The organism is Cupriavidus taiwanensis, assembly GCF_900249755.1.
Classification (GTDB): domain Bacteria; phylum Pseudomonadota; class Gammaproteobacteria; order Burkholderiales; family Burkholderiaceae; genus Cupriavidus; species Cupriavidus taiwanensis_D.
The window spans coordinates 272689-295719 of sequence record NZ_LT976853.1 but is presented as its reverse complement, the minus strand read 5'-3'; the positions used below and the strand labels follow the sequence as shown (position 1 = coordinate 295719).

Here is a 23031-nt window from a genome sequence, read left to right as displayed (position 1 = left end):
AATGGATGGCCTCTTAGACGCGGTGCGATCTCATACGGACCAACTGTTGGACAGCTCTTCCGCCTGCTTGAGCACGAGCTCCACGGCGTCCGGCTGCTGGTCGGGCGGGTATTTCCACTTCTGCAGACAACGCCGCACCAGAATGCGCAACTTCGCCCGCACGCTCTCGCGCACCTGCCAATCCACGGTAGTGCTGGCGCGCAGCTTCTCGGTGATCTCAACAGCGATCTTCTTCAGAATTTCGTCGCCAAGCTCGCGAACAGCGCTTTCGTTATTAGCCAACGCGTCATAGAAGGCGATCTCGTCGCGCCCCAATCCCAATGCCGCTTCACGTTCCAACGTGGTCTGGAACTCCTTGGCCATTTGGATCAATTCCTCGATGACCTGCGCTGTCTCGATGGCGCGGTTGTGATAGTTACGCAGCGTCTCAAGCAAGCGGTCACCGTACTTCTTCTCTTGCACCACGTTGTTGCGAGCACGGGCCTTGATTTCGTCACGTAGCAACTTTTCCAGCAGTTCTACTGCAAGGTTGCGGCTTTCCATCTGCCGCACATCTTCCAAGAATTCGTCCGACAGTAGGCCGATATTGGGCATGTCCAGCCCAGCCAACGCGAAAATGTCTGCCACACCGTCGGCAATGATGGCATTGTCGAGAATCTGCTTAAGCGCGCTGTTCTTCTCCGCGTCGCTGCGCTTCTTATCTACGGTGGTGAACTTGGCAATCGCCGCCTTGATGGCGGAGAAGAATGCAATCTCTTTGCGCAGCACCGCTGCTTCGTCCAGCGTGCCACAGAGCGAGAAGGCTTTGCTTACCGCCACCATGGTGTCAAGGAAGCGCTCTTTGCCGTCCTTCAAACCCAGAATGTGATTCGCGGCCGGAACCAGCAGTTTGATTGCATCCGTCTCGAAAGAGCTGTAGTCAAACCTGTGCATCATGCCGCGCACAATATCCATTTTCTCCATCAGCACTGCCAGTGCCTCTGCGGCATTGTGGGTCGGGTCGCCCTTGCCCTTGGCGTCGGTGTAGGTCTTGAGCGCAGCCTTCAGTTCATTGGCAATGCCGATGTAATCAACCACCAGGCCACCAGGCTTATTTTTAAACACCCGATTGACGCGGGCAATGGCCTGCATCAGGTTGTGGCCCTTCATGGGCTTGTCGATGTACATAGTGTGGCAGCACGGGGCGTCGAAACCGGTCAGCCACATGTCCCGCACGATCACCAATTTCAACGGGTCCTTCACGTCCTTGAAGCGCGCCTCCAGCCGCTTCTTCACCTGCTTGCTGTATAGATGCGGTTGAAGCAGAGTTTTGTCTGCCGCAGAACCCGTCATCACGATCTTGATCACACCCTTCTCGGGGTCTTCGCTGTACCACTCGGGCCGGAGCGCCACGATGGCGTTGTAGAGATGCGCGCAGATGTCGCGGCTCATGCACACGATCATTGCCTTACCATCAACGACCCCGATACGCGCCTCGAAGTGTTGGACTAGGTCGCGGGCCACCTGTTGCAGACGCGGTTCAGCCCCCACCAGTTTTTCCAGAGCGGCCCATTCGCTCTTGGTTTTTTCCCGCGCCGCGATGTCCTCTTCGTCTTCGACCACCTCATCCACTTGCTCGTTGAGGGCATCGATCTCGGCCTGGTTGACGTCGAGCTTGGCCAGCCGGCTCTCGTAGAAGATGGGTACCGTGGCGCCATCATCCACTGCATCCTGGATGTCGTAGATGCTGACGTAATCGCCGAACACCGTGCGGGTGTCCTTGTCCTCCAGCGCAATCGGCGTACCGGTGAATCCAATGAAGGTGGCGTTCCTAAGCGCATCGCGCAAATGCTTAGCATAGCCAAACACGTACTTGCCGGTCTTGGTATCCAGCCGCCCGTTCATGCCGTACTGGCTGCGGTGGGCTTCGTCCGAAATCACGACGATATTCGAGCGGTCCGACAGCAGCGGGTGTCCGTCTTCATCCTCCAGCAACGCGAACTTCTGCACCGTGGTGAAAATGATCCCCCCGGCCTGGCGAGAGGCCAGCATGTCGCGCAGCTCGTCGCGGCTGCCGGCCTGCACCGGCATCGTCTTGAGTAAGTCGCTGGCGGCACAAAAGGTGGCGAACAGTTGACCGTCCAAATCGTTGCGGTCTGTCACCACAACCAGAGTGGGGTTCTTCATTTCAGGCTGTTGCAGCAGCTTGCCGGCGTAGCAGGCCATGGTGATGCTCTTGCCAGAACCTTGCGTGTGCCACACCACGCCCGCCTTGCGGGAACCGAGCTGCACATCTTTGCCATACGTAGCGCGCGGTTGCTGCACTTCCAGCAGCCCTTTTTCCGGCGAACTGGCTGCGATCACCGTGGCATGCACCGCCTCACGAACAGCGTGGAACTGGTGGTAGCCGGCAATCTTCTTAATGATGCCGTCGCCATCCTGCTCAAACAACACAAAGTAACGCACATAGTCCAGAAACAGCTTGGGCATGAAGAAGCCGCGCACCACTGTTTCCAGCTCCATCTGCAAGCGCGGGCGGTCGTCTTCGTTGGCGATGGTACGCCATGGGAGCATGCGCTCAGCGTTCGCCGTCAACGAGCCCACGCGCGCCGTCCAACCATCGCTCACTACCAAAGCGGCATTGCAGTTAAAGAGGTCTGCGATCTCGTCTTTGTAGGTTTGCAGCTGATTGAAGGCATCCCACACGTCCGTCTGTTCGTTGGCGGGGTTTTTCAGCTCGATCACCGCCAGGGGCAGGCCGTTAATGAAGGCAACGATGTCTGGCCGGCGTGGTTGCTTCGTGCCAGTGATTGTCAACTGGTTCACCACCAGGAAGTCGTTGTTGCTGGGGTCGGCAAAGTCAATGAGGTGGACCAAGTCGGTCTTCTTCTGCTCGCCGGCACTGAACTCCACCTGCACGCCAGCCAGCAGCAGACGGTGCACGCTACGGTTACGCACCACCATCTGCGGCTCGCTCACAGTGAGCAGTGTGTGAGCAGCCTGCTCCAGTGCAGCCGGCGGAATTTGGGGGTTGATGCGCGCCATCGCTGCCAGGAGCCGCTCGCGCAGAATGACCTGGCGGTAGTCGGTACGCTCAGGTGATGAGCTATCCGGCGCAATGTGCGGACCTGCCAGGTGATGCCAGCCGACCTCCTGAAACCAGCCTAGGGACAGTTCTTCGAGTTGTTGTTCGTTCATAGTGACGAAATCCCTTGTACCCAGCGCATCCCCGCCCTGGGTCGGATCGAGGAACCCATTGCAAGCAATTGTTGCCGACGCCGCCGCCCCCCGTGTACACGTTGGTCCAAATTTGCGCTTCACTGCTGCGGCCATAGGGCACGGCGGTGGTATGCCACGCCCCCCTAGTTGACGAGTGTAGCGGAACGGTAATCTACCAACAGTCCGCGCATGCCTGCAGCCCCAGCAAATGAGAGACAGGGTTTAAGCGGCTTCAGTGACCTCACCTCCGCCACGTGTGGGCTTCGCCATCTCTACCACCCGCTCAGCCACCTCGTCCCGAAGCGAGGCAGGGTAACCAAGCTTGCGCAGAATCACTCGTGCAGCATTGCGCAGGCGTGCCTGCGCCGCGTCCCGGCTTTCCCAGTCCACCACCTGATTCCTTTCCAGCGATTGGGCCAGTTCCTGCGCAATCAAAGCGATACGACCCGGTTCTACTTGAGCGGCTTCAGCATTAGCACGAAGGATAGCCTCGATGATATTTGACGTACCCACTGCCGCGGAAGGAGCGCCGACCACTCCGGTCACAGGCTCAATGGGTAATACTGTCACAGTATCTGTTGTCGGCTTCGCCAATCGCTGTAGCTCTGCCTCTAATTCCGCTTCAGCGGTTAGTATGTTGCAGTATTCGGAGGCTCCGAGGAGGTCAGGAAACAGGCTGGCATGGTGCACATTCATACGCCGCAAATGGCGCAGACAAGCCTCTCGATCAGGCCCAGTGTTGCGAATGTAGATCTTGCAGATGTAGCGCGCCAATATGTCCGGCTGCTCATCTTCCGAAGCATTCTTCAGATCTTCGTCATCGAAACCGTCTTCATTGGTCAGTGCATCTGTAAGCTTATTCTCGATAGTGTTGCCGTATGGCGAAAATGTAAAAAGACCAGCTTGGCTCACCAGTCTTCCGTGCTCATCCTTGCGGGGCTCCCACAGGCGAATACCAGTCTCCTCTTGATGCTCTGTGATATACGTCTTGTTGAGCACATATAAGGCACGATATGGGTTTTCAGCTTCGTCTTCACTATCTTCCTTTTGAAATGCAAAGAACAATGCTACGTAGGGCGAGTAAGTCCAGTCTAGCAGCGGAGTCATTAGACCATAGTGCTGGCCAACGGCCCACAGCTCATCCGCCTCCTCTACATCAACGAGTGATGTATCCTTGAGACGTCCTCGAACCGCGCGCCGGAACCGTTCAAGTTGAGCAAGAGCTAGCTCCTCAGACACAATGCCCTTAGTGCTCGAAATCCGGCCGAGTGTTGGCATCAGGCTCCAATCGTGTCGGCGATGCCCACGAAACACTAGCTGCACTCCGAGGCGATTATAGAAATCGCTTTCCAACAAATCAGTGAACTCGCGCCACGATTCCAGCCTAGTAACCGGGATGCGTCCACTAATCCCATCAGCCATGATCTCGAAGCGCTTGACCGAGTCCCCAGCGCTCCAGCGAGGAATCCTTTCGAAGTAATCACTGGATTGCGGCGCAAAGGTTTCACCTGCCAATACTTCCTCGCTCATGCTTCAACTCCCGTCATTCCGTCAGTGAGAGATAGTTCGCTGGAAAGAAGTTTGGGGAGCAAAGCATCGCGAAGGGCGGTCAACTCAGCTGATTCCCTCTCGCTGGCCACCATCCGAGAAATAAGTGGTTTGACGCGTCGTGAAAACTCAAGAACCAATTCAGGCATTGGCTGCAAAAGAGGCAAAGGTCGAAATGCTTTTTTACTGATTTCGAGAAATGTTGATCCATTGGCATTCCCCTTGATGGCGTCCATGCTCTCTTTGCACCAGAATAGGAGATACAGAGGTGGTATCTCTCCCCCTGGCAGCATAGCGATATACCCCTGATTGATCGCGACCGGCATTTGCGTCAATGCAAGATAGCCGATCGGAGCGCGGGACGACATGATTAGCGTGCCCTCAGGAAGTAGGCCGGAACTTATCTTCTCGAGCCCCTTTTTTGAGAGCTTCCGCTCCGTTTTTAGAAGAATCGGGGAGCGAAGGCCGGAGAGGTCTTTTGGCGTTGTCCACGCAAACTCCGGGGGTTCCCAATAGTTGGGATTCTTCGTGTCCGGTGTTGCACCGCCGACTGTTTCAACCAGATCGTCGATTTTCTTAACCTTCCACCCTTTTGGAACTTTCCCCAACTCCGACTCGTCCATCTCATCGGGAAACAGCATAGCCGTGGCGGCGAGTTGATCGAACTGTCTGCGTGACAACGCGTCTAGCGTAGCATCGGGCTTGCCGCTGATAGCACTCATGGCGACGCGCAGCGGGTCGCGGCCTCCTTCCTTAGCAGCGACCTTGGCTTTGACAGGCTCGAAATCGACAAACCACGATTTGAATATGGCTTGCGCCATCGCTTCAAGCGTTTGATTGATGCGGCGGTTGAGGTCGATCTTGGCATCTAGCGATCCGAGTACGGCCGCAATATCTGGCTCCGCATCGCCGTGCCTAGGAATGTCGATCTTCTCAAGCACGGGGATACGAATATTGCTAACCGTTGAGCCAGTGCCCTCGTTCCATCGAATCTGGTTCTGTACGAAGGGGGACTGGAGGGCATAGAGCAAGTAGTCAGGATCAACGTCGGGCTTTGGTCGCAGCAACACTTGCCGCTGACCTAGACAGCATGTCAAACCCTCCGGAATCTTGCAGACTTCGCCCATAGGCGCCTCGCGGGTAATCACGATGTCCCCGGCGCGCGGAGCCATGCGCCGAATGCGCTGCTTGAAATGCTCTTCGTCAGTAAAGCTGGGATCAGATAGGTCGAGCTTGCCGTCTTTGATGTTCTGATTTCGAAGAACAAGAAATCCCGATTCTGTCCAAACGGGTGTTGAGTGTGGGCAATCGACCACAGCCTCGCACAAGGAGGCAAGAGGCTCAGTCTTCAAGGGCATAGCCAAACCCCGCCAAGTTCTTCTTGATATCTCCCTCCAATTTGGCGCTTTCGGCAAACTGCTCAGCCAGTTGTGCTGTCAACCGCGCCATCTTGTCGGCGAAAGGCTCTTCATCTTCGTCCTGTTCGGCTGAGCCCACATACCGGCCCGGCGTCAGTACGTGTTCGTGCTTGCGGACAATGTCCAGCTCGGCTGAATAACTGAAGCCGGGCACGTTCTCGTAACCCTCACCGTGCTGCCAGGCGTGGAAGGTGTTAGCGATCTTCTGGATGTCTTCAACTGTGAAGTCACGCAATACGCGGTCCTTCATATAACCCAGTTGGCGGGCGTCGATGAAAAGGAACTCACCGCGACGATCGCGCTTCCTCTTGTCCAGGTTGAAGCCGTTGACCTTATCTTTGGTAAGGAACCAGATGCAGGCTGGGATCTGCGTGTTGGTAAACAGTTGGCCGGGGAGCGCCACCATGCATTCCACGTAATCGCGCTCGATCAGCGCCTTGCGGATCTCGTCTTCATTGTTGGTGTTGCTGCTCATCGAGCCATTTGCCAAGAGCAGAGCCATGCTGCCAGTAGGAGCCAAGTGGTAGAGCATGTGCTGCAGCCACGCGAAGTTGGCGTTACCTTGTGGCGGTGTGCCGACAATCCAGCGCGGGTCGCTAACTAGCTTATCGTTCCACCACTCCTTCATGTTGAAGGGCGGGTTCGCCATCACATAGTCGGCACGCAGATCCGGGTGTAGGTCGTTGAGCATCGTGTCGGCCGGTTGCCCGCCAAAGTTGAAGTCGATGCCGCGAATGGCCATATTCATGGCCGCCAGACGCCAGGTGGTCGGGTTGCTTTCCTGACCGTAAACGCTGATCTGACCACTCCTGCCGTTGGCGGCTTTGCCGCCATGCTGTTCGATGAACTCTTCGCTCTGCACGAAGAAGCCGCCGGAGCCCATGGCCGGATCATATACCCGGCCCTTAAAGGGCTGCAGCATTTCCACGATCAGCGTGACGATGCTCTTGGGCGTGTAGTACTGTCCACCCTTCTTGCCTTCAGCAAGAGCGAACTGGCCGAGGAAGTATTCGTAAACGTGGCCGAGGATGTCTTTGCTCTTGAGGTTAAGCGGCTGGCCCTTGTAATACTTGGCGTGAAATTCAGTGTCTGAAAAGTGTGCAATCAGGTCAGCCAGCTTCTGCGAGTCGATCTGCGTGCGGGCAAAGTCCCTGTTCAGCACGTTTTTTAGCTTCTTTTCGTTTTCGCGTTCGATGGCCTCCATCGCGTTGTCAATGAGCCACCCGACAGAACGCATCTTCTCGGGCACCCATTCCAGTTCACCCGTGTGTTTGTTGCGCTGCTGGACTTGCCACGGTAAGTCCGAGCCTGGAGGTAGTTGGGCAGAATCGCGCAGGGTTTGCCATCGGGCTTCCTGCGGCACCCAGAACACGTTTTTCTCCAAGTAGTAGTCGCGCCGCTCAAGTTCGGTGGCGATGTGGCCTTCGTAGTCGCCGGCGTAATCTCCCGGTGCCATGTAATAATCATGATCCGGATCGCGGAACTGGGCACTCAACTCTTTTTGCCGCTCATCGAAGGCATCAGAGACATACTTTAAGAAGATCAGCCCGAGAACCACGTGCTTGTAGACAGCGGCATCAAGGTTGGAGCGCAGCTTGTCAGCAGCAGTCCAAAGCTTCTTTTCTAGGTCGTTGAAGAATTGTTGTTCGATTGGGTTCATGACTGAGGCTTTCATGAGAGACAAGCTGGCAATACGCGGAATGCCAGCGGCGCTCTGCATAGGTGACAGGAAGTGCTAAATTTTGTTGACTGGCTAGTAGAGACCGAGCCTATCGCTTGGCTATAAACGCTATAGATAATTCTATTTATTCGCCAAAACCCACTGAAACAGAGTCAATTCTTTCAACTAATGTCCTCCCGAAGGAAGGGTTGCCCTTAGGGAACTGGACGATAGACATGAACTGATTGTTTTCCACGGCCTTCTTTACAAGTTCCCCCTCTTCAACGACAAGTTCAGAGATTGTCTGCCTTGGCGTACCGGGATCACATATCTCAAAAACTTGACTGGTAATTCCTAATAGCTCACGGGCTTTGTCGTCATAGTCATGAAGGCATCCAAAATGTTGGAAGAACATGAAGTCTTCCAACGAACCGAACGCCCCTTCAATCCACCGAGCTCCGTCCGCCGGTACCTTCTTGCCATTCCAGCCGAGAATGCCGATATAAATCTTTACTTGGCCTTCATCAGTGAAAACCAATTGAAACCTTGGAAGATAGCCAACTTCGCTTTTGCGAAACATAGCTACAAGTGAAAGAAGGATATTAGTAGGATTATAAATACTTGCCGAAACTGTACTGATAGCAGCGACCTCAGCTTCGCGCAACAACAATTGAAAAATCTCTCGCCACTGGCGATTTCCAACAAGCACCACGTCGACATCCCTGCCGAATGCTCCCCAGCTAGGCGCATATTTTGGGGAAACAGTTCGATCGAGATAGTATGCAGCTCCACCCTCAGCCTTTGTGGCCTCTGCGAGCAGCTGATCATCACTTAGGAGTAGGGAGTTTTCCGCATATCTGCCATTGCGATGAACAGCAGCCACCTTCCAACCGTCCTGAATAATCTTCTGAAGCTTCTCAGGATATCCGACTCCGCTCTCTTCACCGAGTGGGCCCAATTTGCTCCGGAAGAAGCAGAGGAAGTTCTCGTCAGGATCATCGAGCTCATCATCCCACCCCATCTCTTTAAATGCATCCGGCACTTCGTGAGGAGATACCAACGGAGATGAAAAAATCAAGTATAGCCCGAAAGGATATATTACTTGCGATTTTTGCCCTTCATAGGAGACATGAAATACCGAGAAATCATTTAGCCCAGCTGCGGCGGCGGCACTTATGACAAGAGGCAAAGATTGATCTCTCGCCATCTTATTTGCGAAAAGTATAATGTCTTGACAGCGACTAATATTCAACGGTGTTTCAAGAGCAATCACCGAAAATGTTCGCGATGAACGCACGATTCCATCGCCAGTTGTTTCAATCACCCGCCCTTCTGTTGGAACTTCACATACTCTTTGATATTCACTAAATGGAACAGCAAGCTCCCTCCAGTCGGTTGACACCAGCAGGGCCCGTATCCGGTCCGCAGAGATGCCTTGGGTGCTTTTAAGCAGAGCCACATATTTTGTAAGTTCGTGCAAGGCCGAGCGCGCAGCTTGATCACTGCGCTTTATCTCAATTACAACCAGATGACCATGCACATCTCGAGCTAGAATGTCGATGAACCCACCAGCTCCGAACTCATTCTTGAGAGGAAATTCCTTTTTTATGAGCTGCAACCCCGAATCCAAAATCGACAGATTGTCAGCCAAATAATCTCGTATTTTCGCCTCAAGATTGTTCATGTCGCTACCGAAATCGGTTTTTTGCAAAAGAAAGGCCAACCATTCCCATGGTCGGCCTCATTGAATTCCAAGCGGAATTTAGTCTATTTAAACATCAATATTCCGCGCAACAAGGGCGTTGGACTCAATAAAGTTCCGCCGCGGCTCCACCTCATCCCCCATAAGGGTGGTAAAGATCTGATCCGCCGCAATAGCATCCTCAATCTGCACCTTCAGCAGTCGCCGCTGCGTAACGTCCAGGGTGGTCTCAAACAGCTGCTCAGGATTCATCTCCCCCAGCCCCTTATACCGCTGACGAGAAACCCCACGCTCAGCCTCAGCCAGCAGCCATTGCATGGCCCCGTGGAAGTCGTTGACAGTCTGATCACGCAGCTTTTCGCCTTCGCCACGCTGCACCTTGGTGCCTTCCGGAGTCAGCCCCTGGAAAGTCTTAGCAGCATTGGAGAGGGCAGCGTAATCAGCACCATGAACAAAATCCGCATCCAGATGCGACAGCCTCACGTTGCCATGATGCCGACGCGCAATCATCAACCGATGCTTGTCAGTCTTCTCATCAAACTGCGCATACACATCAGCCGTACCGTCATCATTAACAGCCGCCCCAATCAACGTCTTGGCATGCATCTCAGCCAACTTAGCCTTCAGCGCCACAGCAGACGCCTCAGCAGCAGCCGCGCTGTCCAGATCCAGCGCCACCCCATCAGCAATCGCACGCAGCGCATCGGTATCAACAACACGTGACAGGCGAGAAATCACCCCCTCAGTCAGCTGATACTGCCGCGCCAACTCAGTCAGCGCATCCCCATTGATCTCCGTACCATCCGGCCGCACCAGCACAGCCTTCTCCATCGCCAGCTTCAGCAGGTAGGCATTGAGCTCGACATCGTCCTTGATATACCGCTCTTCCTTCCCATGCTTGATCTTGTACAGCGGCGGCTGCGCGATATACACATACCCGCGCTCGATAATGTCAGGCATCTGCCGATAGAAGAACGTCAGCAGCAGCGTGCGAATGTGCGATCCATCCACGTCCGCATCGGTCATGATGATGATGCGGTGGTAGCGCAGCTTGTCCAGGTTGTAGTCGTCCTTGCCGATGCCGGTGCCCAGCGCGGTGATCAGCGTCAGCACTTCCTGGCTGGACAGCATCTTGTCGAAGCGGGCGCGCTCTACGTTCAGGATCTTGCCCTTCAGCGGCAGGATGGCCTGGAACTTACGGTCGCGGCCCTGCTTGGCGGAGCCGCCTGCGGAGTCGCCCTCGACCAGGAAGAGTTCGGACTGGGCGGGGTCTTTTTCCTGGCAGTCGGCCAGCTTGCCGGGCAGGCCCATGCCGTCCATCACGCCCTTGCGGCGGGTCATTTCGCGGGCCTTGCGGGCGGCTTCGCGGGCGCGGGCGGCGTCGACGATCTTGCCGCAGATGGTCTTGGCGTCGACGGGGGTTTCCAGCAGGAAGTCGGTCAGGGCCTTGCTGACCAGTTCTTCCACGGGCAGGCGCACTTCGGACGAGACCAGCTTGTCCTTGGTCTGCGAGCTGAACTTGGGCTCGGGCACCTTCACGGAGAGCACGCAGGCCAGGCCTTCGCGCATGTCGTCGCCGGTGGTTTCCACCTTGGCTTTCTTGGCGACTTCGTTTTCTTCGATGTACTTGTTGATGACGCGGGTCATCGCGGCGCGCAGGCCGGTCAGGTGGGTGCCGCCATCGCGCTGCGGGATGTTGTTGGTGAAGCAGAGCACCTGCTCGTTGTAGCCGTCGTTCCACTGCATGGCCACTTCCACGCCGATGCCGTCTTTTTCGGTGTTGGCGTAGAAGATATTGGGGTGCAGCACGCTCTTGGCGCGGTTGATGTACTCGACAAAGCCCTTCACGCCGCCGGAGAAGGCAAAGTCTTCTTCCTTGCCGGTGCGCTGGTCGACCAGCTTGATATGCACGCCGTTGTTCAGGAACGAGAGTTCGCGGATACGCTTGGACAGGATCTCGTAGTGGAACTCGACGTTGGTGAAGATCTCTTCATCCGCCAGGAAGTGGACTTCGGTGCCGCGCTTGTCGGTGGCGCCGGTGATCTTCATCGGCGAGACTTCAACGGTCTGGCCGTCGGGGCCGGTCACGGTCTCGATGATGCGGTTCTGCACTTCGCCCTTGGCGAACTCGATCAGGTGGACCTGGCCGTCGCGGCGCACGGTCAGGCGCAGCCACTTGGACAGTGCGTTCACGCAGGACACGCCCACGCCGTGCAGGCCGCCGGACACCTTGTAGCTGTTCTGGTTGAACTTGCCGCCGGCGTGCAGCTCGGTCATGGCGATTTCGGCCGCGCTGCGCTTGGGTTCGTGCTTGTCGTCGAACTTGACCAGCGGCGGGATGCCGCGGCCGTTGTCGACGATGGAGATCGAGTTGTCGCTGTGGATGGTGACCTGGATCTCGGTGCAGTAGCCGGCCAGCGCTTCGTCGATGGAGTTGTCCAGCACCTCGAACACGAGGTGGTGCAGGCCGGTGCCGTCCGACGTATCGCCGATATACATGCCCGGGCGCTTGCGCACCGCCTCCAGGCCTTCCAGGATCTGGATCGAGGAGGCTCCGTAGGTGTTTTCCTGTTGCGGATTCTGCTGTTCGGTCATGTCTTTCCTACTTGCGGCGAATGCGGGATCGGGGCCGGGCGGGCATGGCTGGCATGCCGGCTGCGGGGCGCGATGGGTCCGCATGGCGGGTTACTAAAAACGGCAAAAGGGGCGGATCGTCGTAACGATCCTGCCCCCGCGGCGGGATGGTCATCCCCTGGACGTTCCGGCCGGGGCCGGCTGTCGTAGCGTGCCGTTTGCTGCTCCGGTTGCTGGCTGCGCTGGTTTTGGCACAGGTCCTATTACCGGATCATCAGATGCGCATCGGCATGACGACGTACTTGAAGTTGTCGTCGTCCGGCACGGTGATCAGCGCACTCGAATTCGAGTCGCCGAGGCTGACCTGCACCTGCTCGGTCTTGAGGTTGGCAAGCACGTCGAGCAGGTAGGTCACGTTGAAGCCGATATCGAGCGCGTCGCCCGAGTAATCGAGTTCCAGCTCTTCCTGCGCCTCTTCCTGGTCGGCGTTGGTGGAGCTGATCTTGAGCATGTGCGTGTCGAGGATGCAGCGCACGCCCTTGAATTTGTCGGTGGTCAGGATCGCGGTGCGTTGCAGCGCCTGCTGCAGCTGCACGCGGTCGATCGCGAAGGCGTTCTTGTAGCCCTTCGGGATCACGCGCTGGAAGTCGGGGAACTTGCCTTCGACCAGCTTGGAGATCAGCTCGATATTGGCGAAGGTGAACTTGACCTGGTTGGCGGCCAGCTGCACCTGCACCGGATCGTCGTTGTCTTCGAGCAGGCGCTGCAGTTCCAGGATGGTCTTGCGCGGGATGATGACTTCCTGGCGCGCGCCCACGCCGCTGGCTTCCTGTTCCAGTTCCACGCCGCAGTAGGCCAGGCGGTGGCCGTCGGTGGCGACTGCCATGACCTTCTTGCCTTCGACCACCAGCAGCATGCCGTTCAGGTAGTAGCGGATGTCTTGCTGCGCCATGGCGAAGTGGACCATCGCCAGCAGGTGCTTGAAGGTCTTCTGCGGCAGGCTGACGCTGGCGTTGAACTCGCTGGCTTCGGCGACGGTCGGGAATTCTTCGGCGGCCAGCGTCTGCAGGGCAAAGCGGCTCTTGCCGGATTGCACGGTCATGCGCTTGTCGTTGAGCGACAGGGCCACGTCGCCGTCGGGCATGGCACGCAGGATGTCCAGCAGCTTGCGCGCGGCCACGGTGGTGGCCACGCTGTCGCTGCCGACGCCGCATTCGGCATGCGTGGTGATCTGGATTTCGATGTCGGTCGACAGGAAGGATACGTTCGACCCGGACTTGCGAATCAGCAGGTTGGCCAGGATCGGGAGGGTGTGGCGGCGCTCCACGATGCCGCTCACGATTTGCAGCGGACGCAGCAGGTTGTCTCGCGAGGTTTTGACCAATTGCATTGAATTTATCCTTCGTCGTTTGTAGTCGGCGACCGCAGAACGCAAACAACTCCAAATTCACTTAGGAATCAAGGAGTTAATATGCCATTGTACCAAGGATAAGCCGCTGCGGTGAAGCGGGGCGGGACCGGCAGGCAGGCCAGCTGTGCCCAAAAAGCCACGCTGGCGCAAACCGTTCTTGCCATCCCGTCCCGACTCACCGCAAAGCCTTATCAGTGGCCACTTTCCGGACACTTGCCCCGGCGACGCTGACGTTAATTCCCCAGGCGCCACGGGATGTCCGTGGCGCGCACCCTACAGTATGCCAGCCCGGCGGGGCTGGCCCTTCAAAAACGGCTTCTACTCCGTCGTTCCCGCGGAGGCGGGAACCCAGCGTCTTTAGAAGTCCCCCGGCGGGGGACAAAAAGTCACTGGATCCCCGCCTTCGCGGGGATGACGGGCGTTGTTGCGCTCGCGCCTTCGCCGACGCCTCGTTCCAGCCGGCGCGCAGGCCCGGTACTTAGCCCTTGAGCGTCTGCTCCAGCACGTGCAGCTCATGGTTGAGCTGCGCATCCTTGCTGCGTTCGTCGGCGATCTTGCGCACGGCGTGCAGCACGGTGGTGTGGTCGCGGCCGCCGAAGAGTTCGCCGATCTCCGGCAGGCTCTTCTGCGTCAGCTCCTTGGCCAGGTACATCGCGATCTGGCGCGGCCGGGCAATATTGGCAGGCCGCTTTTTCGAATACATGTCAGCGACCTTGATGTTGTAGAAATCCGCGCAGGTCTTCTGGATGTTCTCGACCGAGATCTGGCGGTTCTGCACGGTCAGCAGATCCTTCAGCGCTTCGCGCGTCACCTCGATGGTGATGTCCTTGCCGTGGAAGTTGCTGAACGCCAGGATCTTGCGCAGCGCGCCTTCCAGCTCGCGCACGTTGGAGCGCAGGTGCTTGGCGACGAAGAAGGCGACTTCCTCCGGCACGTTGACGTTCTCGGCGGCGGCCTTCTTCATCAGGATGGCCACGCGCATTTCCAGCTCGGGCGGCTCGATCGCCACGGTCAGGCCGGAATCGAAGCGCGAGATCAGGCGGTCGTCGATGCCGGTGATTTCCTTGGGGTAGGTATCGCTGGTGATGATCACCTGCGCCCGGTTGGCGATCAGGGCCTCGAAGGCATAGAAGAACTCTTCCTGCGTGCGGTTCTTGCCGGAGAAGAACTGGATATCGTCGATCAGCAGCAGGTCCAGCGAGTGGTAGTAGCGCTTGAACTCGTCGAACGCCTTGCGCTGGTAGGCCTTGACCACGTCGGACACGTACTGCTCGGCGTGGATGTAGCGGATGCGCGCGCGCGGGTTCTCCATCAGCATGTGGTTGCCGATGGAGTGGATCAGGTGGGTCTTGCCCAGGCCGACGCCGCCATAGAGATACAGCGGGTTGTAGGACTTGCCGGGGTTGTTGGCGACCTGGATCGCGGCGGCGCGCGCCAGCTGGTTGGCCTTGCCGGTGACGAAGTTGTCGAAGGTCAGGATCGGGTTCAGGCGCGAGCGCTCGTGCACCGTGTCGCTGGGCTGGTGGCCGGGCATCGGCGTGGCGCCGTTGCCCATGCCGGCATGCGGGTGCTGGGACTGCTGCGGTGCGCGGTAGGAGCGGGCGCTGGCTTCGGCGGGGTCCATGTGGACCACGTCGATCTCGCCCAGGTCGGCGCCGTGCTGCGGATGATGCTGGCCGGGGTGCTGGCCCGGATGCTGGCCACCCATGCCCGGGCCCTGGCCGCGTGCGCCCGCGGGCACCGGCGCTGCCGACGGCATGCCGGCGGGGTTGCCGTATTGCGGCTGGCCCATGCCGTACGCGGCCGCGGTGGGATACTCGCCATAGCCGGGCTGGCCCGGCTGGCCGGGCATGGCAAACGGAGGCTGGCCGCCCATCGGATGGGCGCCAGGCTGGGCGCCGGGATAGCCGCCCATGCCCGTACCCGGGGCTGCGTGGCTGTCCATGCCGCCCGGGCCCATGCCGGGCTGCGCCGGCTGCATATAGGCGGCGGCACGACCGGACGCGGCGGGATCCAGCACGAACTGGACGCTGACCTGCGCTTCCCAGTACTCGCAGGCCAGTGCGGTGATGCGCCCGGAAAACTGGCTCTTGACCCAGTCAAGCTTGAAACGGTTGGGCGCGGCAATGCGCAGCGCGTGCGTGTCCTCATCGAACGCAACGGGCGCCAGCGGCTTGATCCACGTTTTGAACTGTTGCGGCGTCAGCTCGCGCTCGAGTTGCGCGGCTGCCGCCTGCCAGAAATCTTGCATTGTTTGTTGTTGAGTAATCGCACCCGGCGCCGCTGATCCAGCGGCCTGGGTACGCCACGGGCGGCGTATGCACCGCGAAATCCGGGCCGGCTCGACCGTGCATTGGGACTTTATCGGGAATCGATTCCCGCCAATGGCTACGGTGGAGGCCGCCGCGGCATGCCATGCAGCCGCCAGCGAACCTCTCCGGTTCGCCGCACTGGCGTGCGTAAAGTCATGCGCTGCCGCGGTGGGGGCCCGGGTTGCGCCTGCGCCACGCAGCCCGTGTTGTGTTTGGACCCGGATTGTACCCCCGCCCCGGAGTTATCCACAAAGGATAAGTCTGTGGACAACTTGTGCAAATGCAGTGGATTGATGTGCACAACCCGTGCTGCGGCGCGGCTTTGCGGGGGGCTGAAAGGGGCAAATTTTCAGGCAAAACAGAGACTTCGCCTGTGGATGGCTGCGGTAGAGGTGGGCTTCAGGGCACTCTGGGTTACCCACTGGCTGTTGTGGACAATGGCGCACCACGGGCTTCGTGGCGATGTGGCAATTGTGCCGTCGCACACAGACTTCCGCCTTGACAGCGCCGCGGAAAATCGTTTAAATGGCGGGTTCTGCGATGCGGCAGGGGATCACGTATGCGCATCGCCGGGTCTGGCCTGTCCGTGCCGTCCGCGCCCACAGGCTACCCCGCCTGCAGCGCGCGCCCTTCGGCCGGCAGCAAAGACAGAACCAGAATCGTCATGAACGTCGGTAGCGCCGCTGCAGTGTCTTGCCAGCGGCAGCCCCATGCGAACCATACGCGGCGGCCACGGCACCCCGGCACCGGCCGGAGTCGGGCGAGCCAAGATCAACCAGAGAGTGCAACATGAAACGTACCTACCAACCTTCCGTTACCCGCCGCAAGCGTACCCACGGTTTCCGCGTGCGCATGAAGACCCGCGGCGGCCGTGCCGTCATCAACGCTCGCCGCGCCAAGGGCCGCAAGCGCCTGGCCATCTGAGGCCCGGGCGACCGGCCTGACGGCGCGCCCGGCGCCGGCTGCAGCGTACCGCAGCCGTGCCGCGCAGCCGTCAACGCCCACCGCCCCGGCTTCAGGTCGGCCGGCAGCTTGCCGCAGGGCGCCGCTTTGCGCCAGCAGTCTTATTCGCCAGCGCTTGCCAGTGTCACCCAGCGTGTCAGCCCATGCCTTCCCCAAAGCCGCGAGGCTTACAAAGACGGATGAGTTTTCATCCGTTTTTGCTTTGCGGCCCCGGCGGCGCAGCACCCATTTCGTGCTCTATGTACGCGCCAATGACCGGCCGGAAGGCCGTCTTGGCGTGGTGGTGGGCAAGAAGTTCGCGCCGCGCGCCGCCGAGCGCAACCTGGTGAAGCGCATGGCGCGCGAGCTGTTCCGCCAGCGCCGCGAGCAGCTGGCGGGGCGCGACGTGCTGCTGCGCCTGCAGGCGAAGTTTCCGCGCGCGGAATTTGCCACGCGCGCGGCGGTCCGAAGGGCATGCGCGGCGGAAATCGCCGCCCTGCTCGAGGTAGCGGCCAGGCCACTGCCGCCGCCCGCGCCGCCTGGCTCGCCCGCGGCGCCGCCCACCGCGGCACCACCGGCAAGCCCCTCGCCAAGCCAGCCACCAGGCCAGCCAGCCTGACCGCCCCGCCATGAAGCCAATCCTGCTAGCCCTGCTGCGCATCTACAAGATCGCCCTCAGCCCGTATCTGGGCTCGCAGTGCCGCTTCCTGCCGACCTGTTCCGACTACGCCCGCGACGCCATCGTCCATCATGGCGCCGCGCGCGGCAGCTGGATGGCCGCCTGCCGGCTGTGCCGCTGCCATCCTTTCGCCCAAGGCGGGTATGATCCCGTGCCGGGCACGGAAGCTGACGACACTGCCAGGCCGGACACTGGACCGCACGGATCACCCACGCCGTCGGACCGTTCCGTCCATGCCGCCGCGGGCCATGCGCCCGTGGCGATCCGTCTGCCCAGACCCTGATTTTTCCGACCACAGCCAGACATGGATATCAAACGCACCATCCTCTGGGTCATCTTCTCGATGTCCCTCGTGCTGCTCTACGACAACTGGCAGCGCGCCAACGGCCATGCGTCGATGTTCTTCCCGAGCACGACGCAACAGGCCGCTTCGGCGCCCGCCGCCAGCGGCGCGGCCGCCCAGGGCGACGTGCCCAAGGCCAACGTCCAGCCGGGCGCTGCCGCGCCGGCCGCAGGCGCCGCGCCGCAGGCCGCGGCCCAGCCCAGCGGCGAGAAGATCGTGGTGACCACCGACACGGTGCGCGCCGAGATCGACACCGCCGGCGGCATCGTGTCGCGCCTGGAGCTGCTCAAGGAGCAAGAGAAGGACGGCAAGCCGGTGGTGCTGTTCGAGCGCGACAACGTGCGCACCTACATGGCCCGCTCGGGCCTGATCGGCGGCGACCTGCCCAACCACACCACGGTGTTCACCGCCGCGCCGGGCCCGCGCACGCTGGATGGCGCCGAGCAGCTGCAGGTGGTGCTGAGCGCCGAAAAGAGCGGCGTGAAGCTGGTCAAGACCTACACCTTCCGCAAGGGCAGCTACGTGGTCGACAGCAAGTTCGACGTGACCAACGCGGGCACCGCGCCGGTCTCGCCGACGCTGTACCTGGAACTGGCGCGCGACGGCAGCAAGGTCGAGCAATCGCAGTTCTACAGCACCTTCACCGGTCCGGCCGTCTATACCGACGCCGACAAGTACCACAAGATCGATTTCGAAGACATTGCCAAGGGCAAGGCCACCGTGCCGGCCGCCGCCAACAACGGCTGGGTGGCGATGGTGCAGCACTACTTTGCCTCGGCCTGGATTCCGCAGACCGGCAAGGAGCGCAGCTTCTACGTGCAGCAGATCGATCCGCACCTGTACCGCGTGGGCATCCAGCAGCCGCTGGGCGAAGTAGCCCCGGGCGCGACGGTGAGCACCGATGCGCGCCTGTTCGCCGGCCCGCAGGAAGAGCACATGCTCGAGAAGGTCGCCCCGGGCCTGGAGCTGGTGAAGGACTATGGCTGGCTGACCATCCTGGCCAAGCCGCTGTTCTGGCTGCTGGAGAAGCTGCATGGGTTCCTCGGCAACTGGGGCTGGTCGATCATCGCGCTGACCGTGCTGATCAAGCTGGTGTTCTTCCCGCTGTCGGCGGCGAGCTACAAGTCCATGGGCAAGATGAAGGACCTGCAGCCGCGCATGACGTCGATCCGCGAGCGCTACAAGAGCGACCCGCAGAAGATGAACCAGGAGATGATGGCGCTGTACCGCACCGAGAAGGTCAACCCGCTGGGCGGCTGCCTGCCCATCGTGATCCAGATCCCGGTGTTCATCGCGCTGTACTGGGTGCTGCTGTCGTCGGTGGAAATGCGCGGCGCGCCGTGGCTGGGCTGGATCCATGACCTGTCGGTGCCGGATCCGTTCTACATCCTGCCGATCGTGATGGCCGTGTCGATGTTCGTGCAGACCAAGCTGAACCCGACCCCGCCGGACCCGGTGCAGGCCAAGGTGATGACGATCATGCCGCTGGTGTTCTCGGTGATGTTCTTCTTCTTCCCGGCCGGCCTGGTGCTGTACTGGGTGGTGAACAACATCCTGTCGATCGCGCAGCAATGGCAGATCAACCGGATGCTGGGCAAGGGCAAGACGGCGGTGGTGGCCAAGAGCTGATCGCCGGATTGCCTGATTTCGGCAAATCGATGCGGTAACCATGAAGCCCGGCAGTGATGCCGGGCTTTTTGTTTGTGGTTTCGCATGCTGGCGGTTTGCTCCCCTCTCCCGCCTGCGGGAGAGGGGCCGGGGGTGAGGGCAGGCGCTGGCATACCGACGCGCTTCACTTCGTGGAATCTCCATCTCTCCCGCAAGCGGGCGAGGGGAGCCTTGTTCAAGCGGCGTTGGCTACGGCAAGCGTATTGCCGCAGGCGTATCCTACTGGCCTGCCTCAACACCAGGAGCCCCCATGAGCTGGTCCGCCCACCAATACGTCGCCTTCGAAGACGAACGCACCCGCCCGGTCCGCGACCTGGTGGCGGCCATTCCCAACGAGATCGCGCGCAGCGCGGTGGATATCGGCTGCGGCCCCGGCAACTCCACCGCGGTGCTGCTGGCGCGCTATGCGGGTGCATCGGTGACCGGGCTGGACAGCTCGCAGGACATGATCGACGCCGCGCGCAAGCGCCTGCCCGACGTGCAGTTTCGCGTGGCCGATATCGGCGCCTGGGACGATGCCGGGCCGTTCGACGTGATCCTCGCCAACGCCGTGCTGCAATGGCTGCCGGACCACGCCAGCCTGTTCCCAAAGCTGGTATCGAAGCTGTCAGCAGGCGGCACGCTCGCCGTGCAGATGCCGGACAACCTGGAAGAACCAGCGCACCAGCTGATGCGCCGGGTCGCGGCCGAAGGCCCGTGGGCCGACAAGCTGGCGGCGGCCAGCAAGGCCCGCGCCGAGCGCGCGCCGGCGCGCTGGTACTACGAGTTGCTGCGCCCGCTGTGCCAGCGCGTGGACGTATGGCTGACCACTTACCACCATCCGCTGGCCGGCGGCCCGGCCGCGGTGGTGGAGTGGTTCAAGGGCAGCGGGCTGCGCCCGTTCCTGCAGCCGCTGGACGAGGCCGAGCGGGCCGCCTACCTGGCGCGCTACCAGACCGAGATCGCCAACGCGTACCCGGCGCTGCCGGACGGTTCGGTGCTGCTGCCGTTCCCGCGGCTGTTTATCGTGGCGACGCGCTGAAGCCGGATGACGCGGGCTGGTGGCGAGATTCCCGCGAAAGGCGGGCGCTGGGGCCCGGCACATCTGCACATCCGCGCATTGCAGCGTGAAGGGCCGGCCCGGTCCACCGCCGAAGCGGCCTGAACGCCGCATGCCGCCCCCGCGCGTGCTGTCGCCTACACTGAAGGCATCCGCGTCCCGCGTGCGCGCCTGACCGCATGCAGACCGCCCATGAACGCCGACGCCAAGTCCCCCAAACTGCGCCGCAAGACGCGGCCCGCCGTTGCCTTTGCCGCGCTGGCGCAAGCCAGCCTGGCGCGCATCGACGCGTGCCTGGACTCGCTGCAGCACCGCGACGACCCGGAAGACCTGCACCAGCTGCGCATCGCGCTGCGCCAGGCGCGCGCGGTGGTGTGGGCGCTGGGCCCGGCCTTGCCGCGGCAGGAGCGCGAGCGCTGGAAGCGCGACCTGCGCACGCTGGCGCGCGCCACCAGTGCAGTGCGCGACTGGGACGTGTTCCTGGCCGAGACCATCGGCCCGGCGCGCGAACAGGAGCCGCACGACACGGTACTGGCCGCCGTCGCCGACACCGCCGGGCAGCGCCGCGACGCCGCGCGCGAAGCGATGCTGGCGGCACTGGCCACTTACCGCGACTGGCCGCTGCCCGCGCTGCATCGCGACCTGGCGCACCTGGCGCAGCTTGCCGCCCGCGCCCGCGGCGACGATGCCCGCCTGGCGCCGTTCGCGCGCCGGCGCGTGCGCCGCGGCCGCAAGCAGCTGCGCGTGCTGGCGAAGCGCGCGCGCCAGGGCGATCCCGCCGCCGTGCACGCGCACCGCATCGCCGGCAAGCGGCTGCGTTACGTGATCGAGGCCTTGGCGCCGGTGCTGCCGGCGCGCTATACCAGACGCCTGCATCGCAAGCTGGTCAAGCGGCAGGCCAGGCTGGGCCGACTGGTCGACGGCATCGTCGCGCGCCGCCTGATGGCCGACTGCCTGAGCGCGCAGGCGATGCCGGACGATGCGCCGCGGCTGCCCGGCGCCAGCTGACCCGCCCGCCAGCCATGGCGGCCCGCTTACCGCGTACCCCGGCGCGCCCGCGCGCGTGCCACGCCAACCGCACCCGATCTGCGACAATACCGCCATGACTGCTCCCCAGCTTCCCATTGCCGCCATCGCCACCGCGCCCGGACGCGGCGGCATCGGCGTGGTGCGTGTGTCCGGCCCCGATGTCGGCCCCGTGATGCGCGCCGTCTGCGGCCAGGCACTGAAGCCGCGCCACGCCACCTACCTGCCGTTTCTCGACGGCAACGGCAAGGTCATCGACCACGGCCTGGCGCTGTATTTCCCGGCGCCCAACTCCTATACCGGCGAGGAAGTGCTGGAGCTGCAGGGCCACGGCGGCCCGGTGGTGATGCAGATGCTGCTGACGCGCTGCCTGCAGGCCGGCGACGGCATCGGCCTGCGCCTGGCCGAGCCCGGCGAGTTCACCCGCCGCGCCTTCCTCAACGACAAGCTCGACCTGGCCCAGGCCGAGGCCGTGGCCGACCTGATCGAAGCCAGCACCGAGGCCGCGGCACGCTCCGCCGCGCGCTCGATGGAGGGCGAGTTCTCCAACGCCATCCGCCGGCTGGTCGACAAGCTCATCCACCTGCGCATGCTGGTGGAGGCCACGCTGGACTTCCCCGAGGAAGAGATCGATTTCCTGGAACAATCCGACGCGCGCGGCCAGCTTGCCGCGATCCGCACCGAACTGGCCGCGGTGCTGGCGCAGGCGCGCCAGGGCGCGCTGCTGCGCGAGGGGCTGTCGGTGGTGCTGGCGGGCCAGCCCAACGTGGGCAAGTCGTCGCTGCTGAACGCGCTGGCCGGCGCGGAACTGGCCATCGTCACGCCGATCCCCGGCACCACCCGCGACCGCGTGCGCGAGACCATCCAGATCGGCGGCATCCCGCTGCATATCATCGACACCGCCGGCCTGCGCGAGCACGCCGCCGACGAAGTCGAGCGCATCGGCATCGAACGCACCTGGGAGGCCATCCGCCGCGCCGATATCGTGCTGCACCTGGTCGACGCCACCGACTACCTGCTGCACGGCCTGTCCGAGATCGACGACGCCATCGACGACAAGCTCAGCGGCCAGCTGCCGCCGGGTTCGCCGATCGTTCGCATCGTCAACAAGATCGACAAGGCGCCCGCGGTGGGCGAGGTCATGTTCGGCGGCAACCGCCCGCACGTGGTCGCCGCCAACGGCCCCAACCCGACCGAGATCTGGATCTCGGCCCGCACCGGCGCCGGCATCGAACTGCTGCGCCGCGAGCTGCTGCGGCTGGTGGGCTGGCAGCCCGGCAACGAAGGCACCTTCCTCGCGCGCGAACGCCACCTGACCGCGCTGCGGCAGGCGCAATCCCACCTGGACGTGGCCACCGAGCAAAGCGAGCGCCAGGCGCAGGCGCTGGACCTGTTCGCCGAAGAACTGCGGCTGGCGCAGGAGCACCTGAACAGCATTACCGGCGAGTTCACCAGCGATGATTTGCTGGGGACGATTTTTACGCGGTTTTGTATTGGGAAGTAAATGCGGA

The 23031-nt window shown here is 61.4% G+C and carries 15 protein-coding genes; 7 read left to right on the top strand and 8 right to left on the bottom strand.

Translation table 11 applies throughout. The annotated features are described in order from the left end of the window. Positions 1–30: 30 nt before the first annotated feature. The 8 genes from CBM2594_RS01290 to dnaA form a co-directional block, all read right to left on the bottom strand. Positions 31–3177, bottom strand: coding sequence for a type I restriction endonuclease subunit R (locus CBM2594_RS01290; RefSeq protein ID WP_116355252.1), 3147 nt, complete (start codon positions 3175–3177; stop codon positions 31–33). A 243-nt stretch (positions 3178–3420) separates the two neighbouring features. Continuing rightward, positions 3421–4728 (bottom strand): FRG domain-containing protein, encoded by a 1308-nt coding sequence (locus CBM2594_RS01285; protein WP_116355251.1) that lies wholly within the window; start codon positions 4726–4728, stop codon positions 3421–3423. Continuing rightward, positions 4725–6104 carry a restriction endonuclease subunit S gene (locus tag CBM2594_RS01280; protein WP_198048080.1) on the bottom strand — a complete coding sequence of 460 codons (1380 nt, stop codon included), beginning with the start codon at positions 6102–6104 and terminating at the stop codon, positions 4725–4727. The genes CBM2594_RS01285 and CBM2594_RS01280 overlap by 4 nt, the downstream gene beginning before the upstream one ends. Continuing rightward, the gene (locus tag CBM2594_RS01275; RefSeq protein ID WP_010811378.1) at positions 6088–7824 is read right to left on the bottom strand and encodes a class I SAM-dependent DNA methyltransferase; all 1737 of its coding nucleotides are present in this window, start codon (positions 7822–7824) and stop codon (positions 6088–6090) included. The genes CBM2594_RS01280 and CBM2594_RS01275 overlap by 17 nt, the downstream gene beginning before the upstream one ends. A gap of 145 nt (positions 7825–7969) precedes the next feature. Beyond that, positions 7970–9508: an endonuclease NucS domain-containing protein gene (locus tag CBM2594_RS01270; RefSeq protein WP_116355250.1), complete on the bottom strand. Its 1539-nt coding sequence runs from the start codon at positions 9506–9508 to the stop codon at positions 7970–7972. An 87-nt stretch (positions 9509–9595) separates the two neighbouring features. Then, positions 9596–12121 (bottom strand): DNA topoisomerase (ATP-hydrolyzing) subunit B, encoded by a 2526-nt coding sequence (gene gyrB, locus CBM2594_RS01265; protein WP_116355249.1) that lies wholly within the window; start codon positions 12119–12121, stop codon positions 9596–9598. A 253-nt stretch (positions 12122–12374) separates the two neighbouring features. Then, positions 12375–13490, bottom strand: coding sequence for a DNA polymerase III subunit beta (gene dnaN, locus CBM2594_RS01260; RefSeq protein WP_116355248.1), 1116 nt, complete (start codon positions 13488–13490; stop codon positions 12375–12377). 499 nt (positions 13491–13989) lie between these two features. After that, complete coding sequence (gene dnaA, locus CBM2594_RS01255) at positions 13990–15762, bottom strand: chromosomal replication initiator protein DnaA (RefSeq protein ID WP_116355246.1); 1773 nt, start codon at positions 15760–15762, stop codon at positions 13990–13992. Between the two features lie 850 nt (positions 15763–16612). Here dnaA and rpmH point away from each other — a divergent pair. From rpmH to mnmE, 7 genes are all read left to right on the top strand, one after another. Further along, on the top strand, positions 16613–16747 hold the full coding sequence (gene rpmH, locus CBM2594_RS01250; protein ID WP_008650850.1) for a 50S ribosomal protein L34: 135 nt from the start codon (positions 16613–16615) through the stop codon (positions 16745–16747). A gap of 172 nt (positions 16748–16919) precedes the next feature. Next, positions 16920–17384 (top strand): ribonuclease P protein component, encoded by a 465-nt coding sequence (gene rnpA / locus CBM2594_RS01245; protein WP_116355245.1) that lies wholly within the window; start codon positions 16920–16922, stop codon positions 17382–17384. Between the two features lie 10 nt (positions 17385–17394). Then, a complete protein-coding gene (gene yidD / locus CBM2594_RS01240; protein ID WP_116355244.1) occupies positions 17395–17727 on the top strand; it encodes a membrane protein insertion efficiency factor YidD in 333 nt (110 codons plus the stop codon). A 21-nt stretch (positions 17728–17748) separates the two neighbouring features. Next, positions 17749–19416 (top strand): membrane protein insertase YidC, encoded by a 1668-nt coding sequence (gene yidC, locus CBM2594_RS01235; RefSeq protein WP_116355243.1) that lies wholly within the window; start codon positions 17749–17751, stop codon positions 19414–19416. 289 nt (positions 19417–19705) lie between these two features. Continuing rightward, the gene (tam, locus tag CBM2594_RS01230; protein WP_116355242.1) at positions 19706–20476 is read left to right on the top strand and encodes a trans-aconitate 2-methyltransferase; all 771 of its coding nucleotides are present in this window, start codon (positions 19706–19708) and stop codon (positions 20474–20476) included. A gap of 210 nt (positions 20477–20686) precedes the next feature. Then, positions 20687–21502, top strand: coding sequence for a CHAD domain-containing protein (locus CBM2594_RS01225; RefSeq protein WP_116355241.1), 816 nt, complete (start codon positions 20687–20689; stop codon positions 21500–21502). A 94-nt stretch (positions 21503–21596) separates the two neighbouring features. Further along, a complete protein-coding gene (gene mnmE, locus CBM2594_RS01220) occupies positions 21597–23024 on the top strand; it encodes a tRNA uridine-5-carboxymethylaminomethyl(34) synthesis GTPase MnmE (protein WP_116357644.1) in 1428 nt (475 codons plus the stop codon). The last annotated feature ends 7 nt before the right edge of the window (positions 23025–23031 follow it).

Excerpts from the sequence above, each read along its gene's own strand:
- dnaN (WP_116355248.1), bottom strand. The coding sequence starts at position 13,490 with ATGCAATTGGTCAAAACCTCGCGAGACAACCTGCTGCGTCCGCTGCAA.
- CBM2594_RS01225 (WP_116355241.1), top strand. The coding sequence starts at position 20,687 with ATGAACGCCGACGCCAAGTCCCCCAAACTGCGCCGCAAGACGCGGCCC.
- tam (WP_116355242.1), top strand. The coding sequence starts at position 19,706 with ATGAGCTGGTCCGCCCACCAATACGTCGCCTTCGAAGACGAACGCACC.
- CBM2594_RS01285 (WP_116355251.1), bottom strand. The coding sequence starts at position 4,728 with ATGAGCGAGGAAGTATTGGCAGGTGAAACCTTTGCGCCGCAATCCAGT.
- yidD (WP_116355244.1), top strand. The coding sequence starts at position 17,395 with ATGAAGCCAATCCTGCTAGCCCTGCTGCGCATCTACAAGATCGCCCTC.
- gyrB (WP_116355249.1), bottom strand. The coding sequence starts at position 12,121 with ATGACCGAACAGCAGAATCCGCAACAGGAAAACACCTACGGAGCCTCC.
- mnmE (WP_116357644.1), top strand. The coding sequence starts at position 21,597 with ATGACTGCTCCCCAGCTTCCCATTGCCGCCATCGCCACCGCGCCCGGA.
- CBM2594_RS01290 (WP_116355252.1), bottom strand. The coding sequence starts at position 3,177 with ATGAACGAACAACAACTCGAAGAACTGTCCCTAGGCTGGTTTCAGGAG.
- dnaA (WP_116355246.1), bottom strand. The coding sequence starts at position 15,762 with ATGCAAGATTTCTGGCAGGCGGCAGCCGCGCAACTCGAGCGCGAGCTG.
- rpmH (WP_008650850.1), top strand. The coding sequence starts at position 16,613 with ATGAAACGTACCTACCAACCTTCCGTTACCCGCCGCAAGCGTACCCAC.
- CBM2594_RS01275 (WP_010811378.1), bottom strand. The coding sequence starts at position 7,824 with ATGAACCCAATCGAACAACAATTCTTCAACGACCTAGAAAAGAAGCTT.
- CBM2594_RS01280 (WP_198048080.1), bottom strand. The coding sequence starts at position 6,104 with ATGCCCTTGAAGACTGAGCCTCTTGCCTCCTTGTGCGAGGCTGTGGTC.
- CBM2594_RS01270 (WP_116355250.1), bottom strand. The coding sequence starts at position 9,508 with ATGAACAATCTTGAGGCGAAAATACGAGATTATTTGGCTGACAATCTG.
- yidC (WP_116355243.1), top strand. The coding sequence starts at position 17,749 with ATGGATATCAAACGCACCATCCTCTGGGTCATCTTCTCGATGTCCCTC.